General features: G+C 72.2%; 17 protein-coding genes. 10 read left to right on the top strand and 7 right to left on the bottom strand.

Annotated features, from left to right (window positions below; all coding sequences use genetic code 11):
• Positions 1-33 precede the first annotated feature (33 nt).
• The 3 genes from HGK34_RS20055 to HGK34_RS20045 are packed head-to-tail and all read left to right on the top strand — an operon-like array spanning position 34 to position 2,585.
• Complete coding sequence (locus HGK34_RS20055) at positions 34-594, top strand: isochorismatase family protein (RefSeq protein ID WP_201850759.1); 561 nt, start codon at positions 34-36, stop codon at positions 592-594.
• Between the two features lie 8 nt (positions 595-602).
• Complete coding sequence (locus HGK34_RS20050) at positions 603-1,382, top strand: hypothetical protein (protein ID WP_201850757.1); 780 nt, start codon at positions 603-605, stop codon at positions 1,380-1,382.
• 39 nt (positions 1,383-1,421) lie between these two features.
• A complete protein-coding gene (locus HGK34_RS20045) occupies positions 1,422-2,585 on the top strand; it encodes a hypothetical protein (RefSeq protein ID WP_201850755.1) in 1,164 nt (387 codons plus the stop codon).
• 92 nt (positions 2,586-2,677) lie between these two features.
• Here HGK34_RS20045 and HGK34_RS20040 read toward each other — a convergent pair whose 3' ends face one another.
• Entirely contained in the window at positions 2,678-3,337 is a 660-nt protein-coding gene (locus tag HGK34_RS20040; protein WP_201850753.1) for a choice-of-anchor P family protein, read from the bottom strand.
• Between the two features lie 992 nt (positions 3,338-4,329).
• Here HGK34_RS20040 and HGK34_RS20035 point away from each other — a divergent pair.
• From HGK34_RS20035 to HGK34_RS20025, 3 genes are all read left to right on the top strand, one after another.
• Entirely contained in the window at positions 4,330-5,934 is a 1,605-nt protein-coding gene (locus tag HGK34_RS20035; protein ID WP_201850751.1) for a phytoene desaturase family protein, read from the top strand.
• 103 nt (positions 5,935-6,037) lie between these two features.
• Positions 6,038-7,294, top strand: coding sequence for a cytochrome P450 family protein (locus HGK34_RS20030; protein WP_201850749.1), 1,257 nt, complete (start codon positions 6,038-6,040; stop codon positions 7,292-7,294).
• A gap of 73 nt (positions 7,295-7,367) precedes the next feature.
• Entirely contained in the window at positions 7,368-8,597 is a 1,230-nt protein-coding gene (locus HGK34_RS20025; protein WP_201850747.1) for a cytochrome P450 family protein, read from the top strand.
• A gap of 20 nt (positions 8,598-8,617) precedes the next feature.
• Here HGK34_RS20025 and HGK34_RS20020 read toward each other — a convergent pair whose 3' ends face one another.
• Positions 8,618-8,920, bottom strand: coding sequence for a helix-turn-helix domain-containing protein (locus HGK34_RS20020; RefSeq protein ID WP_201850745.1), 303 nt, complete (start codon positions 8,918-8,920; stop codon positions 8,618-8,620).
• Positions 8,921-9,089: 169 nt separating this feature from the next.
• Here HGK34_RS20020 and HGK34_RS20015 point away from each other — a divergent pair, with 169 nt between their 5' ends.
• Both HGK34_RS20015 and HGK34_RS20010 read left to right on the top strand, forming a co-directional pair.
• On the top strand, positions 9,090-9,464 hold the full coding sequence (locus HGK34_RS20015) for a YidH family protein (RefSeq protein WP_201850743.1): 375 nt from the start codon (positions 9,090-9,092) through the stop codon (positions 9,462-9,464).
• Positions 9,461-9,805: a DUF202 domain-containing protein gene (locus HGK34_RS20010; RefSeq protein WP_201850741.1), complete on the top strand. Its 345-nt coding sequence runs from the start codon at positions 9,461-9,463 to the stop codon at positions 9,803-9,805. Before HGK34_RS20015 ends, HGK34_RS20010 begins: the two co-directional genes overlap by 4 nt.
• A 45-nt stretch (positions 9,806-9,850) precedes the next feature.
• On the opposite strand, the gene HGK34_RS20005 is transcribed toward HGK34_RS20010, so the two are convergent.
• From HGK34_RS20005 to HGK34_RS19995, 3 genes are all read right to left on the bottom strand, one after another.
• Positions 9,851-10,783, bottom strand: a complete 933-nt coding sequence (locus HGK34_RS20005; RefSeq protein ID WP_201850739.1) for a Ppx/GppA family phosphatase — start codon at positions 10,781-10,783, stop codon at positions 9,851-9,853.
• Between the two features lie 110 nt (positions 10,784-10,893).
• The gene (locus tag HGK34_RS20000; protein WP_201850736.1) at positions 10,894-13,362 is read right to left on the bottom strand and encodes a polysaccharide lyase 8 family protein; all 2,469 of its coding nucleotides are present in this window, start codon (positions 13,360-13,362) and stop codon (positions 10,894-10,896) included.
• A 423-nt stretch (positions 13,363-13,785) separates the two neighbouring features.
• Positions 13,786-15,108 carry a CapA family protein gene (locus HGK34_RS19995; RefSeq protein WP_307816127.1) on the bottom strand — a complete coding sequence of 441 codons (1,323 nt, stop codon included), beginning with the start codon at positions 15,106-15,108 and terminating at the stop codon, positions 13,786-13,788.
• Positions 15,109-15,281: 173 nt separating this feature from the next.
• Between HGK34_RS19995 and HGK34_RS19990 the strand changes: the two genes are divergently transcribed.
• Positions 15,282-15,920, top strand: coding sequence for a trimeric intracellular cation channel family protein (locus HGK34_RS19990; RefSeq protein WP_307816128.1), 639 nt, complete (start codon positions 15,282-15,284; stop codon positions 15,918-15,920).
• A 49-nt stretch (positions 15,921-15,969) separates the two neighbouring features.
• Here HGK34_RS19990 and HGK34_RS19985 read toward each other — a convergent pair whose 3' ends face one another.
• The gene (locus HGK34_RS19985) at positions 15,970-17,919 is read right to left on the bottom strand and encodes an FAD-binding monooxygenase (protein ID WP_201850734.1); all 1,950 of its coding nucleotides are present in this window, start codon (positions 17,917-17,919) and stop codon (positions 15,970-15,972) included.
• A 200-nt stretch (positions 17,920-18,119) separates the two neighbouring features.
• A complete protein-coding gene (locus tag HGK34_RS19980; protein ID WP_201850732.1) occupies positions 18,120-18,578 on the bottom strand; it encodes a GNAT family N-acetyltransferase in 459 nt (152 codons plus the stop codon).
• 144 nt (positions 18,579-18,722) lie between these two features.
• On the opposite strand from HGK34_RS19980, the gene HGK34_RS19975 reads away from it, so the two are divergent.
• A complete protein-coding gene (locus HGK34_RS19975; RefSeq protein ID WP_201850730.1) occupies positions 18,723-19,133 on the top strand; it encodes a nitroreductase/quinone reductase family protein in 411 nt (136 codons plus the stop codon).
• The last annotated feature ends 41 nt before the right edge of the window (positions 19,134-19,174 follow it).

Genomic DNA, 19,174 nt, shown 5'->3' with positions numbered 1-19,174 from the left:
AGATGTGTATAAGAGACAGCCTCAGGAGAGACGATGACACTCCAGCTCACCCCGGCCACCGCGTTGATCGTGGTCGACCTGCAAGCCGCCACGCTGCGGACGCCCTTCGCCCATCCGGCCGACGGCGTCGTCGCCGCCACGGCCTCCCTCGCCGCTGCCTTCCACGAGCACGGCGGCCCGGTCGTCCACGCCGTCTCGACCGGCACGCCGCCAGGGCGCAACGCCTACGGCTCCGAGCCGCGCCTGTTCCCCGAGGAGGGGCGCGTCCTCGCGGCCGAGCTTCCGGTGCACGACGCCGATCTGCGGGTCGAGCGCGCACGCCTGAGCGTGTTCTCCGGGACCGGGCTCGCGGACGCGCTGCACGGGCGCGGCGTGACAACGGTCGTCGTGGCAGGCGTGGCCACGAGCTTCGGCGTGGAGTCGACCGTGCGGGAGGCGTACGACCTGGGGTTCGACGTCGTGGTCGCCTCCGACGCCGTGACCGATCTGCGTGCCGACACGCACGAGCGCGCGCTGGAGGCCGTGTTCCCGGCGATCGGCCGGGTCGCGGCGTCGGCGGACATCGCCGCCGCGCTGGCGCGGGCCCGGGGATGATGTGATGCGTGAACCAGCCGGCCGAGAAGCTCCCGCCCCCGCCTGACCGCACGCCCGATCTCGACGACGACTTCTCCGGGCTGAGCCCCCGCCGATGGGTGCCGCACTACCTGCCGCAGTGGACGACGCCGGAACGGTCGGCCGCCCGATACCGCCTGGTGGAGGGCGGCGGGATCGAGCTGCGGATCGAGGAGGACCAGCTCGACTGGCGCCCCGAGGACGCGCCGCTGCGGGTCTCGAACCTCCAGACCGGCACGTACTCCGGCGAGGCCGGTTCCCGCAGAGGGACCCACCGGCACCGCCCGGACGGCCTCGTGGTCCGCACCGAGACGCCGCGGCAGCTGTTGTGGGCTCCGGCGGCCGGGCGGATCGACGTCACCGTGACCGCCGGCCGGGACCCGGGGTGCATGCTCGCGGCCTGGCTCGTCGGCACGGAGCACCGCGACGAGGCCGACGCCGGTGAGATCTGTGTCTTCGAGATCGACGCCGACGCCATCGGTCCGGCCACGGTCGCCCGATCCGGGGTCAAGGCCCACGGCGACCCGCGCCTGACGACGGACATGGCCGAGGTGACGCTGCCGTTCGACGCGAGCGTCCCCCACACCTGGACCGTGCTGTGGGGCGGGGGCGAGACCGTCATCGGGTGCGAGGGCGCCGTGCTGCGGCGGATCCCGCAGGCGCCCGGCTACCCGCTCTTCCTGATGCTCGACCTCTTCGAGATCGGCCCGGCCGGCGGGCACTACCCGAAGACCGCGACCATCCACCACGTCCGAGGCTGGCAGGAATAATCGCTTCGCGGCGCGGGCTACGTGCCCGAGGCTGGGCCCGTGCCCGACTCCGCCGCCACCGCCCGTTCCGTCACCGACACGTCCGTCACCGACACGTCCGTCACCGACACGTCCCTCGCCGACACCGTCCGCCTCGCCGGGACGGCGCTGGGGCGCCCGCTGACCGATCCGGTCGATCTCGGCGGGTCGCGCCGCTCGACCGTGCTGCGCTGCCGCACCGAGGACGGCGGGACCGTTGTCGTCAAGCACTTCCACGCGCCCGGGTCGCAGTTCACGCGAGAGTCCGCCGGGCTGACGCTCCTGGAGCGCACCCCGCGGCTGCTCGCGGCCGATCCGGAACACCAGGTCATCGTCATGTCGGATCTCGGGGAGGATCCACCGACCCTGGCCGACCTGCTTCTCGGCCCGGACCGGGAGGCGGCATGGACGGGCGCCCGGTCGTGGGCGCACGACCTCGGGACGATGGTGGGGGAGTCTCGTCCCGTCGCCGACGAGGCCAGGCGGCGGATCGACGCCAGCCGGCCGGGCGGCCCGGCGCACTGGGACGCGGCCGCGGATCTCCGGCACGGGCTGGCGCGCCTGGCCGCCCTGGCGCCGGACGGGACCGACGCCGACGTGATCGAGGCCGAGCTCGCCGGTGTCACCACCTTGCTCGACCCCGGCCAGGCGGCTGTCGTCTGGCCCACCGACACCTGCCCCGACAACGCGGTCCTCGCGCCCGGCCCGGCCGGCTCGCGGGAGCGGTGGTGGTTCCTCGATCTCGAGGGAACCGACGTGGGGCACCCGGCGCTCGCGGCGGCCTACACGCTGCTGCCGTTCGCGACCTGCTGGTGCGTGTTCGAGCCTCCAGCGGGCCTGACCGACGAACTGCTCGCCGCTTTCACGGCAGGGCTCGCGGAGCATGCGCCGCAGGTGGTCGCGTCGCCGGCCTGGGAGCGGCAGGTTCGTCTGGCCTGCGCGGCCTACGTGGTGCTGGTGACGGGATGGCTGCTCGACGGCGCGCTCGACGCGCGGCCGCTCGTGGGCCCGGCCGGCAGGTCGCCGTCGTACCGTCAGCTCGTGGCGTCCCGCTGGCGGTGGGGTGCCGTGAACCTGCGTGCGGACTTCCCGGCGCTGGCCCGGGCGCTGGCCGAGGCGCACCGGTGGTCGTGGGACGCCTGGGGAGCGGATGCGGAGCTCGGCGGCTACCCGGCCTTCGGCTGAGGGCCCCGGGACGACGACGCCCTCGCGGTAGTGCGGATCTGCATCCGCACCACCGCGAGGGCGCTGTCACTGATCGCGAAAAGCCTACGAGATCAGCTCTGCGGCGGTGCCGTCAGGCAACCGTGCGCCGCGGCCTCGGCGTGGCCGATCTCGATGTCGGCGATGCCGTCGAGCTTGACCACGACAGCGGTCACATCGATCCCGATACCGGAGTCGGTCGGCTTCTGCTGGTTGACGACAACCTCGCCACCCGGGATCTCGATCGAGACGTTCGGGTCATCCACCAGGATGACCTGGTCACCGATCCGCAGCGTGAGGTCGGTGTCGCCAGACACCTTCTCGCACGAGGCGGCCGCCGTGACCGTCAGGTCCTCGATCGCGATCGCCGGCGCCCCGAGCAGGTTGACCGAGGCACCCTCGATCGTGGTCTCGGAGACGACCGTGCCGGCCGCCGTGTCGACGGTCACGCTCGGGCACAGGGCCTCGACGTCGGCCACGATGGCGTCGACCGAGGCGGTGCACGCGGTGTCCGTGGTCAGGTCCACGGCCGTGGAGATCGCACCGGTGTCCGGCTGCGCCGGAACGACGATCGGCCCGAGCAGGTCGACCGAGGCGGCGATGCCGAAGGCCTGGCCGGTGTAGTACTCGGCGGCCTGCATGGTGGCATCGGTCTCGGCGGCCTGCGCCGTAGCCGGCACTGCGGCCCCCGCAACGAGCATCGCTACGGCCGGCAACAGCTTGATCGTTCGCATTCGATATTCCTCCCCATGGAGTTGCTTCTTGCGGACATGCGTCGTGGCGAACCGGTATGGGGGGGAACTGGGCAACACGTCATCACCATGCGCACCGCGACTGCCCCACTATGTTCGGATGCATCATGCTTTTCGACGTATCACGCGCATGGCTGTACAAACGATGAATGGCGATGTTGATGTCGAAAGCCTTTACGGGATTTGAATCCGTGATGACCGTTTTTGCATCATGCTTTCGCCTACCCGGCCGCCGGTAGGCCGGGACCAGAGGGTTCCGTGGACCCTGGTATGGGGCTCCCTGATGTCGGAGGGCTCTCGTCGTCGCCGGATTCGCGGGCCTGTCCGGCACTCTCGCGGAGCGCCTCCGCGCCTCCGCGACACGCGCCTCCGGGGGCCGCCGCTCGGTTTCGGGGTTTCGCGGTTTCGCGGGTTCGCCGGCTTCGTTGCCGGGGCCGCGAGTGCACTGGGGTCGGCGCCACGCCGAGGTCCGGGTTCCGGCCCGCGTGCCGCACGCCAGCGCGCCGGGGCGCCTCCGGTGAGGGAGGCACCCCGGCGCGTCATGCGGCGCCTGGGCGGGATCAGATTCCCGGCAGCGTCGGCAGACTGATCGGCAGCCCGAGGCCGTCGAGCAGGGCGAGAATCGCGGCGATAATTCCGTCCAGAAAGCCCATGATCCATCTCCTTCATGTGTCGGGTCGGCGGCCCTAGCACGGCACCACCGAATGTCACGCTAGGCGCGCCGGGCGAGTTGGTAACTTCACAGTGCAAACATGCGACAACCCGTGACGATGACGTAATGGGCATGGCGTTCACGATGAATTCAGGTGAGAGCAGCCACGACTGGTAAAGGTGAAAAATGCGATCCACCTGACAAGGGGTTCGTCGGTGAAAGAACCGGTGATTCCCCTGATGGCCGACGTCGCTCCGATACGGTCGGCGCGGGGTGCCCCAGTGCCTCCGACCTGATACGCCAGCACGATGGAGGCCTTGCCATGAACAGTATCCCTGCCGGTCGGACCACTTCCGGTGATATTCCGGCCGACCGCTCCGACTACGACGTCGTCATCGTCGGAGGCGGGCACAACGGGCTCACCGCCGCCGCGTACCTGGCGCGCGCGGGGCTGTCGGTGGCGGTGCTGGAGCGCCTGGACCACACCGGTGGCGCCGCGGTCTCGGCGCGGGCCTTCCCCGGGCGTCCCACACGGCTGTCCCGGTACTCGTACCTGGTGTCCCTGCTGCCCGACCAGGTGCTGCGCGACCTCGGCCTCGACCTGCGGCTCGCGCCCCGCGTCACGGCGTCGTACACCCCGGTGGTGCGCGACGGCGTGCCGGGTGGCCTGCTGGTGGAGAAGCCGGAGGGCCCCGCGACGGCGGCGTCCTTCCGCGCCGTGACAGGAACCGGCGCCGAGTACGAGGCGTGGCGAGAGTTCTACGCGGCGGTCGGGGAGGTGGCCGCCGTGGTGGCTCCCACCCTCACGGCCCCGCTGCCCCGGGAGGCGGAGCTGCGCTCCCGGGTGGGCGCCGAGATCTGGAAGGACCTGGTGCGGCGGCCGCTCGGCGAGGCGATCGAGCGCCGCTTCGCCGACGACACCGTGCGGGGCGTCGTGGCGACCGACGCCCTGATCGGGACGTTCGCGAGCCTGCGGGAGGGGTCGCTGATCCAGAACCGGTGCTTCCTCTACCACCTGATCGGGAACGGGACGGGAGAGTGGCACGTTCCCGTGGGCGGTATGGGCGCCGTCACGGACGCCCTGGCCGCGGCCGCCGCCGGCGCGGGCGCGCAGCTGGTCACCGGGGCCGAGGTCACGTCGATCCGCCCGGACGACGACGGCGCCGAGGTCCGGGTCGCCGGCCGTGTCCTGCGTGCCCGGTACGTGCTGGCCAACGTCGCCCCGTGGGTGCTGGCGGGGCTGCTCGGCGAGACCCCGGACCCGTCCGACAAGCCCGTCGGGGCGCAACTGAAGGTGAACATCCTGCTGGACCGGCTGCCGCGGCTCAGGTCCGGCGCGGACCCGCGCGTCGCCTTCGCCGGCACCCTCCATCTCGGGGAGGGATACGACGAGCTGGAGACCGCCCATGCCCAGGCGGCGGCCGGACGGGTGCCCGCCCGGATGCCGGGCGAGGTGTACTGCCACTCCCTGACCGACCCCACGATCCTCGGCGACGTGGCCGAGGGAACCCACACCCTCACCTACTTCGGCCTGCACCTGCCCGCGACCTTGTTCGACGACGCCGCCACCCGCGGGCAGCGCAAGGCCGAGGCCCTCGAACGGGCGATCGCGTCGCTCGACGAACATCTGCTGGACCCGATCTCGTCGGTGGTCGCCCGCGACGCCGCCGGGGCCGCCTGCATCGAGGCCAAGATCCCGCAGGACATCGAGGCGGACCTGAACATGCCGGGCGGGCACATCTTCCACGGCGACCTCGCCTGGCCCTGGGCCGAGGACGACGCCGACCTCGGCGACCCGGCGGCTCGCTGGGGCGTGGCCACGAACCACCCGGCCGTGCTGCTGTGCGGCTCGGGTGCCCGCCGCGGGGGCGCCGTCTCCGGCCTCGGCGGGCACAACGCCGCGCGGGCCGTCCTGGAGTCCGTCTGACGGTGTGCCCCGGGGCGGGGCGGACGAGCCGGGTGAGCGGTATTCAGAATGCCGCTCAGTTTGCCGTTGCCCCAGCGCCGCCAGGTCTGATGCGATGTCCAACATGTCCGTGAACGTGCTTGACGAGGGGATCTTGCCGCCTCAGCTGACGACGGTGCGCGATCTCGACCTGCTGAGCGTGACGACCTCGGGGCCCGACCCCCAGGCCGCGTACGCGCGCCTGCAGGAGCAGTGGGGGATGGTCGCCCCGGTCGAGATCGAGCCGGGGGTACCCGCCTGGCTGGTGATGGGGCACCCGGAGATCTGCGCGATCGCGCGGGACGAGACGAACTACTCGCGCGACCCGCGCAACTGGCGATGGCACCGCGACGGCCTGCTGGCCGCCGACGCCGCGATCCTGGCCTACTGCCCGCCCGAGCCCCGCAACGCCTCGTTCCACCACGACGGCGAGACCCGTGCCCGGCTGCGGCAGGCGCTCGACGACGCGCTGGCCGCCCTGCCGGAGAAGGCGGTGGTCGAGTACGCCGACACGGTGTGCACCCGCATCATCGGTGAGCTCCCGGACTCCGGGCCGCTCGATCTGGTCGCCGACTACGGCGTGAAGGTCGGCTTCCTGTCGATGGCCGCCGTGTTCGGCTTCGACCACGCGACCGCGACCCGCCTGATGGCCGACTCCATGATCATCAGCAAGCTCCTGCCCGGGGCGCTCGAGGCACGCCAGCGCATCGGACAGGTACTGATGGAGCACGTCCGCAGCCGCCGGGGCACCCCGGGCAGGGACCTGACCACGCTGATGGCGGATCATCCCGGCCTCGAGAGCGATCTGGAGGTGATCGACTCGATCGCCGTGCCCGTGCACGGGGCGGCGTCGTTCGTGGGGGCCTTCATCTCCCGGACGCTGCACCTGCTGGTCGCCGACGCCCGCTTCGCCGAGCGCTGGGGCCGGGGCCGGCTGCACGTGGACGAGGCCCTCGACGAGGTGCTGTGGCGCGACACGCCCGTCCCCAACGCTCCGGCGCCCCGGTTCGCGATGGTGGACCACGAGCTGGACGGCAAGCTGGTGCGCGCCGGGGACGCCATCGTGCTCGCGGTCTCCGCGGCCAACCACGACCCGCGCGTGCACACCGGTGACCCGTGGGACGAGGTCGGCAACCGGTCGCACCTGGCCTGGAGCCTCGGTCCGCACGCGTGCCCCGCGCCCCGGCAGGCCCGTCTGATCACGCGCACCGCCGTGCAGCGGGTGCTGCGGGACCTCGACGTCCACCTGGCGGTCTCGCAGCAGGAGATCCGCTGGGCGCCCTCGCCGTGGGCCCGCCACCCCGTGTCGCTCCCGGTCAACTACCACCGCCGCGCGGGGTGAGCCGCGCCCCGCGCCGGACCCCGCACCCGATCCCGGTGCGACCGCCTCGAACGTCCCGACAGAAGGGCCCCGCATGAACTCCTACGTCCTCGACCCGGCCGGCACCGACATCCAGGGGGAGATCCGTGCCCTGCGCGAGCACGGGCCGATCACCCCCGTGGAGCTCCCCGGTGGTGTCTCGGCGTGGGCCGTGACCGACGCCGCACTGCTCAAGCGGCTCGTGACCGAGCGGAACGTCTCCAAGGACGCCTCCCGGCACTGGGGTGCTCTCGCGGCGGGCGAGGTGCCGGACGGCTGGCCGCTTTCCCCCTGGGTGCTGTCCGAGAACATGTTCACCGCCTACGGGACCGACCACCGGCGGCTGAGGCGGCTGGTCGCCCCGACGTTCACCGCGCGCCGGACCACCGCGATGCGCCCGCGGATCGAGGAGATCACCTCCGCGACGCTCGACCGTGTCGCCGAGGCAGGCGCGGCCGGACCGGTCGACCTGCGCGAGACGTTCGCGTTCCCCATCCCGATCGAGGTGATCTCCGAGCTCATCGGCGTGCCCGAGCACCTGGGGCCGGGCCTGCGGCGCTGCGCCGACCTCATCTTCGACACCACGATCACGCCCGACGAGATGCGGGCCAACATCATGGACATGCACCGGATCCTCGGCGAGCTGATCGCCCACCGGCGCGAGCACCCCGGTGACGACATCACCAGCGCCCTCATCGCCGCGCGCGACGACGAGGCCGACGCCGCGCCCACGGGGAGCGGGGCCCTGACCGAGGAGGAGCTGCTGTACACCGTGCGCCTGTTCATCAACGCGGGCCACGAGACGACGGTGAACCTCCTGGACCAGACGATCTTCTCCCTCCTCACCCATCCGCAGATCCTGGACCGGGTCCTGGCGGGGGAGATCTCGTGGGAGGCGGTGATCGAGGAGTCGCTGCGCCACGAGGCGCCGGCCGCCAGCATTCCCCTGCGGTACGCCGTCACCGACCTGGAGGCCGGCGGCGTGACCATCAAGCAGGGTGAGGCCATCCTCGCGATGTTCGCGGCCGCGGGCCGCGACCCGCAGGTGCACGACGACCCCGACACGTTCGACCCGGCCCGCGCCCACACCGAGCACCTGGCGTTCGGCCACGGCGTGCACCACTGCGTCGGGGCACCCCTGGCCCGCCTCGAGGCGGCCGTCGCCCTCCCGGCACTGTTCGAGAGGTTCCCCGGGATGAAGCCGGCCGAGCCGCCCGAGACCTTCGGCTCGGTGCGAGGGTTCGTCGCCAACGGCCACGCGCGGCTCCCGGTCCACCTGGCCTGAGCCGGCCCGCCGCCGGCCGGTCAGCCCCCCGCCGGCCGTCCCGGCCCGCGGGGGGTCGGGTAGAAGCCGAGGTCGTGGTCCGTGGCCGCGTTCAGCGCGGCGCGCAGACCGGCCCGGTGGTGCGCCCGCGGCCAGTGGATGAGCCCACGCTCGTAGCGCGCGATCGTGCTCGCGTCCAGGACGGCGTGCCGACCGGTGGCGGCAAGGACATGCGCGTTGACGGCCTCGGCGAGCTCGCTGCGGGACATCGGCCGTCCGGAACCGGAGGGCGAGGGAGTGCTCTCGCGCCGCTGTCTCAGTCGGGTGTTCGCGATGGTGGACACGGAACTCCTGGGCAGTCTGGGGGGGTGAACCGGACATATGATGACTCATCGGAGGGTCGGGCGAAAGGAAAAGGCCGGTTCCGTGCGCCTGGCCGCAGGGGCGGCAGGGCGTTCCGTATCCTGGCATTCCCGCGTCCCTAGCGGGTGACCCGGAGCGAAGGAAGATCCAGTGAGGCCCGAGCGCCGTCTGCCCCGTCGCATCTACGGCCAGGGGAGCGAGCCGGACGTCCGCTTCTCGCTGGCCAACGAGCGCACCTTCCTCGCCTGGATCCGCACGTCCCTGGCGTTCATCGCGGGCGCGGTCGCGCTCGAGGCCCTGGCCACACCCCTGGATCCGACCCTGCGGCTGATCGCGTCGCTGATCCTGGTCACCACCGGGATCGCGCTCGTCTGGGAGGCATGGTTCGGGTGGATGCGCACCGAGCAGGCGCTGCGCCACCATCGTCCGCTCCCGTCACCCCTGTCGGCGCTCCCGGCCGCGATCGGCCTGTTCGTCGTCGCGGTACTGGTCGGCGCGGCGCTGATCGTGGGTCCGGCCTCGTGAGCGCTCCGTGGGACGCCGGCCTCCAGCCCGAGCGTGCGGAGCTGTCCTGGCGGCGCACGGTCCTGAGCGTGACGGCCGGGACCGTCGTGGCGGCGCGCTACCTCGGGCAGAGCCACCCGGTGCTGGGCGCGCTGCTGCCGCTGGCGGCGCTGGGCGGCGGGCTGTTGCTGCTGCGGCTCGGCGCGATCCGCTTCCGACGGCTCAACGCCCGGCTCCGGGCCGTCGGGTCCCAGCCGGCGGAACCCGTGATGCCCGGGGCCGGAATGCTTGGTCTCCTGACCGGGATGTGCGTGCTCATCGGCGTGACGTCGGTCGTCTTCATCATGGTCACGGCATGGTGAGCGGCATGGGCCGGCCCCACGCGGGGCGGCGGGCGCGGCCGGCGGTCATCCGGCGGTGCGGTGCGGCATGGTGTCCAGGCGTTCGAGGATGATGCCCTCGCGCAGTGCCCACGGGCAGATCTCCAGCTCCGACAGGTCGAAGATGTCCATGCATGCCTCGGCGACGAGCGCGCCCGGGACGATCTGATGGGCCCGCCGGGGTGACACGCCCGGCAGCGCGGCGAGCTGCTTGTGCGTCATCGCGACGAGCTTCGGGATCCACTCGCGCAGCTCCTCCAGGGGCAGCACCCGGCGGGCGAGCAGCCCGTCCGCGGCCGGCGCGGCCCCGCAGATCCGGGCGAGGGACCGGAACGTCTTGGACGTCGCCACCGACCGGTCGGGCCGGCCCTGGCGCAACAGGTTCCCGGCGTCGTGCGCGATGTCCACACGGATCCTGCGGCGCAGGTCCCGCAGCTCCGTGTCGCCGGCCTCGTCGAGCGACCGGGCGAGGCGGGCCGCGCCCAGCGGGAGCGACCACGCGACATCGGGCAGCTCGTCCTTGCCGGCGGCGATCTCCAGCGACCCGCCGCCGATGTCGAACACGGCCAGCCGCCCGGCCGACCAGCCGAACCACCGGCGCGCCGCGAGGAACGTCAGCCGCGCCTCGTCCTCGCCCGCCAGCACCTCGATCCGCGTCCCGGTCCGCGCGGCCACCGTGTCGAGCACGTCGTCGACGTTGACGGCGTCGCGCACCGCCGAGGTGGCGAACGCCAGCACATCGGCGCAGCCCCTGTCCTCGGCGACCCGGATCGACTCCGCGGTGAACTCGGCAAGCGCGTCGATGCCCGACGGCGTGACCGCTCCGGCCGTGTCGAGGTGTTCGGCGAGCCGCAACGGCTCCTTGTACGACGACGCCGGCAGCGGGGCGGCTCCTCCGTGGGCGTCGACCACGAGGAGGTGTCCGGTGTTGGAACCGATGTCGAGCACGGCCAGTCGCATGGGGTGCACGGTACAAGTCCGCGTGCCGGTGCCGCCGGCGCCCTGCCGTTCCTGGACGTGCGGGTCCTGGACGTGCGGGTCCCGTCGTCGGCGGGTCAGGCGCTGGCGGGTCAGGCGTTCAGCGCGGCCTCGAAGGAAGCTCCCTCGGCCCCGTCCAGGTCGGCCACGATCTCCACGTCCTTGCCCGCCGGGGTCACGGTGAGCCGGCGATCGGCGAACGAGGGCTTCGGGTACGGGTCGGGGAGCGTGATCCCGATCGAGACCTGGGAATCGGACCTCGACGGGTCGGACACCGCGATCCGGACGCCCCAGCGGGTCCACGAGGCCAGGACCGCGCAGGGGTGGTCGGCACGCACGAGCCCGTCGTCCACGGCGTCGAACACGTGGGCGAACAGGAACCACCGCGCGCCGCGCACGGCGCGGACCACGTGCGCGCGCGGGTCGTCCCGCAGCACCTCCGTCGTCGTGCTCGACGCGTGCTCGCGGGTGGTTGCCTCGGAGGCACCGGGCAGGATCATGTACCGGTACCGGTCCCCGCCGGTACCGCTGGGATGGGTGAGCGACAGGGTGGCGTACGTGCGGGTCTGGACCGTGCGGGAGCCCGCGGTGTCGCCGCCGATATTGATGTCGTACCAGGAGCCGCTTCGCTCCGCGACCGAGGCCCGCGCCGCGTAGGTGCCGAGGAGGACGTAGCCGGCGACGCCGTCCAGGTGTGCCCATCGGGGGGCGTCGAGCCCCGTGCTGTCCCCGACGGCGATCGGGTCGCCGTCCACCACGAGGCCGGGCGCCGCCCCGGCAGGGAACGACCGGTTCTCGATGGTGGTCTCCGCGCCGGGGCCGGTGACGACGATGCCCGAACCCACCGCGACGATCGAGTCGTCCAGCAGGAACCACGACTTCTTGGCCCGCAGGTCGCCGAGGTCGTTGGTCAGGTCCATGCCGGCCGTGCCCCAGCGCCGGGCCAGTTCCACCCCGCCGCCCCACCGGTTCGCCGCCCGTGGCACGGGCGTCCCGGAGGACGGGCCCGGTTCCCGCTCCGCGAGAGAGGCAGTGGTGCCGGGCAGCCGGTAAGGGTCCACGGTGGGCCAGTAGTCGTCGGCGAACTGCCCGTGGTCGCTCTCCACGTACAGGTACGACGCGCCGTCACCCTGGTGCCAGCCGAAACGGTTCTCGCCGTTGCCCCAGCCGTACCGGCCGATGCGTTCCGACGACGTCGCCACCGTGAAGGCCCAGCCGTCGCCACGATGCACCATGCGCTCCTGCGCGTTGTACTGGACGTGCCCGGGCTGTTCCGTCGTGGGCTCGACGCTGTCGTCCTGCAGCAGGTCCTCGGCGCGCCGGAGATCGGAGGTGCTGGTGGGGTTGTACCCCTCGCTGCACCGTGAGAGCCAGGCCTTGGCGTGGGCCTGGTACCGGGAGTGGAACGGCTCGGGAACATGCTGGGCGAGCAGCATGACGGCCTCCGCCGTACCCCAGGTGTCGTTGTAGTCGCGTTCGTGCTCGCGCGCGACGGTGCGCCCTCGCACGGTCTCCATCATGCGCCCGTTCCAGATGAACGGCGCGAACGTCCGTCCGGGACTGTTCAGGATCGGCCGCAGGAGGTGGATCGGGAGATCCCACTGGGTGCCCTCGATGAGCATGATCGCCGGTGCGACGGCCGCCAGGGCGGCCTTGCCGTAGCTGCCCGCGTACGGGATGTACAGGTGGTGGATGTAGGAGCCGTCGAGGTAGAAGCCGTCCCCGGACGTGGAGTAGGACAGCAGGCCGTTCTCGCCGTCGCCCTCCGTGTCCAGCAGCGCGTCCCGTGCCAGGCTCATGTCCTGCGGCGACTCGCCCGCCACGCCGCGCAGCAGACACGCCAGGATCTTCTCGGCCCGGTTGGCGCCCGTCGACGGGTAGCCGCTCACCACGATCCGGTTGGGGTCGGGCGTGAACGAGCGGAGCGCCTCCAGCGCGTCGTCGATGTCGCTCTGGGCCAGGCTGTTCTGCAGCAGCAGGGTGAGGTCTCCGAGCACGCGCGGGATGCCGATCTCCCAGAACCACCAGTTCCCGGGGTGTTCGGCCCCGGCGTGGTACCAGGAGTCGATCATGTACCGGTACCACCGGACCAGGGTCCGTTCCATCTCGTCGTCCTGGTACTGGTCGGTGCTGGGGGTCGCCCACGCCGTGGTGATCTTGAGGATCCGCCGGTAGGTGGTCGTGATGTTCGCCGGCTGCGGGCCTCGCATGGCCAGGTCCGACCAGATGTCGTCGCCGGGGTCCGGGTAGTGGTCCGCCTGGCCGTAGGCCCAGGTGGCATAGGAGGAGAGGCTCCGGTACCGCTGGGCCACGGCGGGGGAGGGAACGCCGAGCCCCGCGACGCCGAGTATGTAGTCCTGCCATCGCTGACGCAGCTCGTCGAAGTCGTTGACGGGTTCCAGGCCGCCACCCGATCCGGTCGCCACGGCAATTCCCGGGGTGTTCGCCGCGATGGCGAGTGACGCCGCGGTGCCGAGAGCCAGGGCGGTCCGCCGCGACAACGGGATCTCGGCAAGTCTCCGGCAATTGGCCCGCGTGGGAGTTTCGGTTCGCTTTTCCATGGCCTGCACCTCCGACGTACGACACCCGGAAATGTGGGCTCCGGGTCGACCGGCCGCGTCCCGCGCGGCCTCAGAGTGCCTTTTCCGCGCCGTGCTCGGGTCGCGTCAAAGGTGGCGAGAATGAACTCGTGATCTTTTCGCTTGTCCCGGCGGCGACCGTGCAGCAGATGGTCTCGCTTAAGGGTGATTTTGACATATCACGTCGCAAACGCACGTCGAGATGAAATGGCTGATGAGGTCATCCCGAGGCCATCAATTGAGCGAAATTGCGCACACCGCTCACGCGGGAGAAATGAAGAACATCAACCACATTGTTGACAGATGTCGCTCATATCTGTCACCGAGCGAGCGGGGTGCGCCGGCTATCTGTCACCGGGCGAGCGGAGTGCGCCGGCCATCTGTCACCGAGCGAGGCGAGGTGCGTCAGCGCGAGAGCTCGGGCTCGCCGCCCGTCGGAGTGGGCGGTGTCGTGCGCTCGGGCGCCGCGTCTCCCACGGCATGGCGCACCGCGTCCCTGCGGCGTTCGAGCTCGGCCGCGCCGAGGGTACCTGCGCCCGGGTCGTCGATCGCGTCCACGATCGCCCTCAGGCGGTGCCCCGCCGCCCGGTCGACCGTGGTGGCCGTCCACTCGACGCCGGTGACCCGTGCGGGCTCTCCCGGCTCCCGCTGGGTCACGCTCGCCGTCAGCAGCACGCCGTTCGTGGTGCGCGGGTCGCAGCACTCGGCGCTCTGGTTGGAGATCATGTTCCCGAGCCCGTACGCCACCCACATGCCCGCGTCGCCGGGGCCGCCGTCGAGCCGGGAGATGCGCTGGGGGATGTGCGCGTGATGGCCGATGACGAGGTCCACCTTGCCGGAGGCCGCGAGCTTGCGCGCGAACGCCCGCTGCTCGTCCGTGGGATCGGCCACGTACTCGTTCCCGGCGTGCATGCTCACGACCACCAGGTCGGCCCCCGCCTTGCGCGCCGCCCTCGCCTGGCGCACCGTGCGGTCCGCGTCCAGCAGGTTCACCGACCATGGCTTGTCCTCGGGCACGGAGAACCCGTTCAGTCCGTAGGCGGCGGACAGGTGCGCGATCGTGATCGACCGGCCGGCGCGGTCGAGCGTGTAGAGCTGCGGGGCGCGCTCGTCGGCGTCGCGGGCCGTGCCCGCGTGCCCCAGCCCCGCCTCGTCCATCGCGTCGAGCGTGGCGGAGATGCCGGCCACGTTGCGGTCCATGGAGTGGTTCGACGCCGTCGAGCAGCCGTCCCAGCCCTGCTCCGCGAGATCGGCGACGAGCTGCTTCGGCGCGCCGAACGCCGGGTACCCGCTCGGGGTGGTCCCCGGCGGCGCGACCGGCGCCTCCAGGTGGCACAGCGCCAGGTCGGCTCCCTGCACCCACGGGTCGAGCCCGGCCAGGAGCGGGGTGTAGTCGAGCTCGCCGTCCCGTGTCGCGCTCGCGTTCACCGGTCCGTGCGGCAGGACGTCGCCCGCCGCGACGAGGGTGAAGCGCGCGGGCTTGTCGCGGCGTCGTGACGCGCGCTCGTACCTGGTGTCCTCGGAGCCGGGCCCGGACACCCCTGAGGTGGCGGAAGCGGCCGGGCCTGCCGCGTCGGGGGCCGCCGTGCCGCGGCCGGCCGTCGGGGTGCATCCCGCGAACAGGACCAGCGCGGCGACCACGGCCATCGTCCCGGCCGCGCGCCGGCGCGGAAGGTGGGTGCTCGCCCGGTGCCCGGGCGTGGAGGTCTCTCGGTCGAGCGATGCCACGTGGGCGATCGTAGGCCCTGCGTGGTGTGCGCGCCCGAGCAGGCGCGCGGGTGACGAGCGTGACACCCGATCGGGGTTCTGCCGCGAGGCGCGGCGGCCTAGCATCGTCGGGGCAGGCGGCCACGTGACGGCGCCGTCCTTCGAGTGCCGAGAGGAGAACGGCGTTGACCTGGGTGGAACTCGCCATGGACCTGGCAGGAGTGTTCTTCTTCGCCATGTCGGGGTCGCTGCTGGCCGCGCGCCGGGGGTTCGACATCGTGGGCTCGCTGATGCTCGGCGCCTGCGTCGGCCTCGGCGGCGGGATCCTGCGGGACCTGATCATCGACCAGGGCGTGCCGAACGCCTTCGCGTCGCCCGTCTACCTGCTGCCGCCTGTGCTCGCCACCGTTCTCGTCTACCGGTTCGCCGCCAGCGAGCATCGCTACCGCAACGCGCTGACCACGTTCGACGCCGCCGGCATGGCGCTGTTCTGCATCGGCGGCACGAAGATCGCGCTGGCGGCCGGGCTCAACCCGGTGGCCGCCGCGGTCCTGGGGCTGATCAGCGCCGTCGGCGGCGGTGTGATCCGTGATGTCGTGGCCAACGAGGACCCGCAGCTCTTCCACCCGCGCGGCCTGTACGCGATCGCGGCGCTGCTCGGAGCGGGCCTGACCAGTGCCGCGTCCTCGGTCGGCTGGCTGAACGCGGCCACGGGGCTCGCGATCGCCGTGCTCGTGTTCGCGTTGCGCATGCTGTCGCTGTACTACCGCTGGGAGATCCCGCTCGCGGGACGCACGGCCCGGCGCGGCGAGCCCGTCGTCACGCCCCGGTGACCTGAGGCGTCACGCCCCGGTGACCTGAGGGGAGCCGCCGCACCGCCGGTCAGGCCGGCGTGAGCAGCACTCCGTCGAAGAACTCCGCCAGGTCGCCCGTCGCGGACAGGGGCAGGACGGCGGCGACGTAGTGGTCGGGACGCACCACGACCACGACACCGCCGCGGTCGAGGCCCCGCGCTGCGAAGATGTCGTCGGCCGGGTCGGCGGCGTACGCCTTCTCGTAGTCGACGAGCCCGAACGGTCCCACGCGGGGCAGGAACGTGCCGGGCACGTCGCCCACCTCGACGCGCGTGTGGTCACGCTGGTAGACCACCTTGACGTCCAGCACCGCGTCCGGGTCCGCCCCCTCGGGCGTGCAGCGCACCAGGGGGGACTCCGGCGTCGTCGCCAGCCAGTGTGCCCAGCGGTCCAGTTCCGGGGCGGCGGCACCCGCCTCGCCACCCGCGCCGTCGTCGGCGAACGCGTACACGCGCCAGCGCCCGTCGGCGCGGGCGTGATGGCCCAGGTGCACGGGGTTCCCGTCCGCGACCCGCACCACCGGTGCGGACTTGAACCGCTTGCCGAGCGGGAATCCCGCGGCCAGCTCCTGGTGCGTCGCCGGCCCCACGATCACCGACTCCTCGTACCGCGTGCGGAACCCGAAGAGGAACTCCGTGGTCTGCACGTAGAAGTCCTCGAGCACGGACGGGTCCGGCAGGTCCTCGGGCCGGGTGGCCATGAGCGTGGACCACTCGCGGTCGAACTCGATGAGGTTGCGGGCCACCACCTGCCGTTCGGCCGAGTAGGTGTCGAGCAGGGCGGCGGGTGCCCGCCCGGTCAGCACGTGCCCGAGCTTCCACGCGATGTTCCAGCCGTCCTGCATCGACACGTTCATGCCCTGCCCTGCCTTGGCGCTGTGCGTGTGGCAGGCGTCCCCGGCGATGAACACGCGTGGCGTGCGGGTCCCGGTCAGCTCGGCGGGGACGTCGTCGAACTTGTCGGTGAGACGGTGGCCCACCTCGTAGACGCTGTGCCAGGGCACGTCCTTCACGTCGAGCCGGTAGGGGTGCAGGATGCGGTTGGCGTGCTCCACGATCTCGGCGACCGGGGTGGCGCGGATCGCGCCGTCGTCGTGCTCCGGAACCACGCCGAGGTCCACGTACCACCGGCACAGGAAGCCGCCCTCACGGGGGATGAGCAGGATGCTGCCGCCGTCGTGCGACTGGATGGCGCACTTGGTGCGCACGTCGGGGAAGTCCGTCACCGCCAGGACGTCGATCACGCCCCACGCGTGGTTGGCCTGGTCGCCGACGAGCGCGCGGCCGATCGACTCCCGCACCGCGCTGCGGGCGCCGTCAGCCCCCAGCACGTACTTCGCGCGGACCGTGCGTTCGGTGCCCGCCGCCGGGCCGGTGGTACGGCGCAGTCTCACCGTGACGGGGTGCTCGGTGTCGCCCGAGGTGTCCTGCGGGCCGGAGCCCGGCGCCGCGGACCCGGCGTCCGCCACGGTGAGGCCGGTGAACTCCCAGCCGTGGTCGGGCGTGATCCGGGCGGGGGAGCCGGCGGCGACCTCGGCGAAGTAGTCCAGGACGCGCGCCTGGTTCACGATCAGGTGGGGGAACTCGGTGATGCCGTGCGGGTCGTCGGGCACGAGGGCCGTGCGCACGATGTTCTCGGGATGCTCCGGATCGGGCTTCCAGAACGCCATCTCGGTGATGCGGTAGGCCTCGGCGGCGATGCGCTCGGCGAAGCCGAACGCCTGGAAGGTCTCGACGCTGCGGGCCTGGATCCCGTCGGCCTGGCCCATCTCGAGGCGGCCGGCACGCCGTTCCACGATGCGCGTGGTGACCCCGGGGAACTGCGCGAGCTGCGCGGCCGCGATCATGCCCGCCGGGCCGCTGCCCACGATGAGGACGTCCACCTCGTCCGGCAGATCGTCCGGGCGACCCACCCCGGTACCGGCCGCGGGCAGGATCCGGGGGTCGGACGTGACGTATCCGTGATGGTGGAACTGCATGGGATCCCTTCCCGCTCGACTCCGGTGTCGGCCGTGGCAGCACCCGAGGTGCCTCCCAAGAACATATACGATCTCAGATATGAAAGGAAGGCCGGGCTGCGGGCCGAGGGGTCGGTCGAGTGCCGGCCGAGCTGCCGGCCGAAGGGTCTGCCGAGTGCCGGTCGAAGGGCAGGCGGTTCGAGGGCAGGCGGTTGGAGGGCTCAGAGCTCCCGCGTTATGAAGGTGCTGGCCGGGTCCGGCGCGTAGGCCGCGAAGGGGCCGCACTCGGTGAAGCCGTGCCGCGCGTACAGCCGCCGCGCCGGAGCGAAGTAGTCCTGGGTGCCCGTCTCCAGGCTCAGCCGGGCGTACCCGCGGGCGCCGGCCTCCGCGACCAGGTGCCGCACGAGCGCGGTACCGACGCCGCGGCCGCGCGCCGGTGCCGTCGTCCGCATGGACTTGATCTCGCCGTGGGACGCGGAGAGCTCGCTCAGGGCCACGCAGCCCAGCAGGGCACCGGCCTCGTCGCGCGCCGTCCAGAAGGTGATCGACGGCGCGAGCAGGGCGGAGTGGTCCAGCGCGTGCACGCTCTCGGGCGGCGAGGTGGCGAACATGTCCGTCAGGTGCTCCTCGAGGAGCTCCCGGACGTCGGTACGGCTGGGCGAGTCTGCGGCGATCTGCATGGCGGCATGATCCCACGGCCGGGAGCGAGGCCTCCGGAGGCGGCGTCGGGAACGAGGCCTCCGGTGTGCGGCGTCCGGTGTGCGACGGCGTGGGGCGGCGTGGGGCGGCGGAATGTGGTGGTGCCCCCGTCGTGTTGGCCAGGCATGGATTTCAATCAGCAGATCATCGACACGTTTCGTGCCAACGGCGGCGAGGTCAACGAGCCGATGCGGTTCGGCAAGGCGCTCGTGCTCGTGCACGTGCCGAAGAAGGACGGGAGCGAGCGGATCGCCCCGCTGGCCGCGATCCCGCACGACGACGCCTGGCACGTCGTCGGCTCGGCGGGCGGCTCGCCCAAGCACCCGGCCTGGGTCTACGGCCTGCGCCGGGCCGAGCAGGTCGACATCGAGGTCCCCGGGGACCCGGTCGAGACCGTCAGCGCCACGGTGTTCGAGCTGACCGGCGACGAGCGCGACTCGATGTGGGAGCGGTTCAAGGCGTTCTCCAGCGGCTTCGCCGAGTACGAGAAGTCCGCCGAGGGCCGCGTCTTCCCCATCTTCCGCCTCACCATCTGACCCCTGTCTCTTATACACATCTGACGCTGCCGACGATAAGG

This window comes from Myceligenerans indicum, from assembly GCF_016742955.1.
GTDB lineage: Bacteria > Actinomycetota > Actinomycetes > Actinomycetales > Cellulomonadaceae > Myceligenerans > Myceligenerans indicum.
The sequence above is the reverse complement of the archived record's forward strand: the minus strand, read 5'-3'. Positions and strand labels throughout refer to the sequence as shown.

Bases quoted from the DNA above. Each gene is read 5' to 3' on its own strand.
- HGK34_RS20055 (WP_201850759.1), top strand. From the start codon at position 34: ATGACACTCCAGCTCACCCCGGCCACCGCGTTGATCGTGGTCGACCTG.
- HGK34_RS20040 (WP_201850753.1), bottom strand. From the start codon at position 3,337: ATGCGAACGATCAAGCTGTTGCCGGCCGTAGCGATGCTCGTTGCGGGG.
- HGK34_RS20035 (WP_201850751.1), top strand. From the start codon at position 4,330: ATGAACAGTATCCCTGCCGGTCGGACCACTTCCGGTGATATTCCGGCC.
- HGK34_RS20030 (WP_201850749.1), top strand. From the start codon at position 6,038: ATGTCCGTGAACGTGCTTGACGAGGGGATCTTGCCGCCTCAGCTGACG.
- HGK34_RS20025 (WP_201850747.1), top strand. From the start codon at position 7,368: ATGAACTCCTACGTCCTCGACCCGGCCGGCACCGACATCCAGGGGGAG.
- HGK34_RS20005 (WP_201850739.1), bottom strand. From the start codon at position 10,783: ATGCGACTGGCCGTGCTCGACATCGGTTCCAACACCGGACACCTCCTC.
- HGK34_RS20000 (WP_201850736.1), bottom strand. From the start codon at position 13,362: ATGGAAAAGCGAACCGAAACTCCCACGCGGGCCAATTGCCGGAGACTT.
- HGK34_RS19985 (WP_201850734.1), bottom strand. From the start codon at position 17,919: ATGCAGTTCCACCATCACGGATACGTCACGTCCGACCCCCGGATCCTG.
- HGK34_RS19980 (WP_201850732.1), bottom strand. From the start codon at position 18,578: ATGCAGATCGCCGCAGACTCGCCCAGCCGTACCGACGTCCGGGAGCTC.
- HGK34_RS19975 (WP_201850730.1), top strand. From the start codon at position 18,723: ATGGATTTCAATCAGCAGATCATCGACACGTTTCGTGCCAACGGCGGC.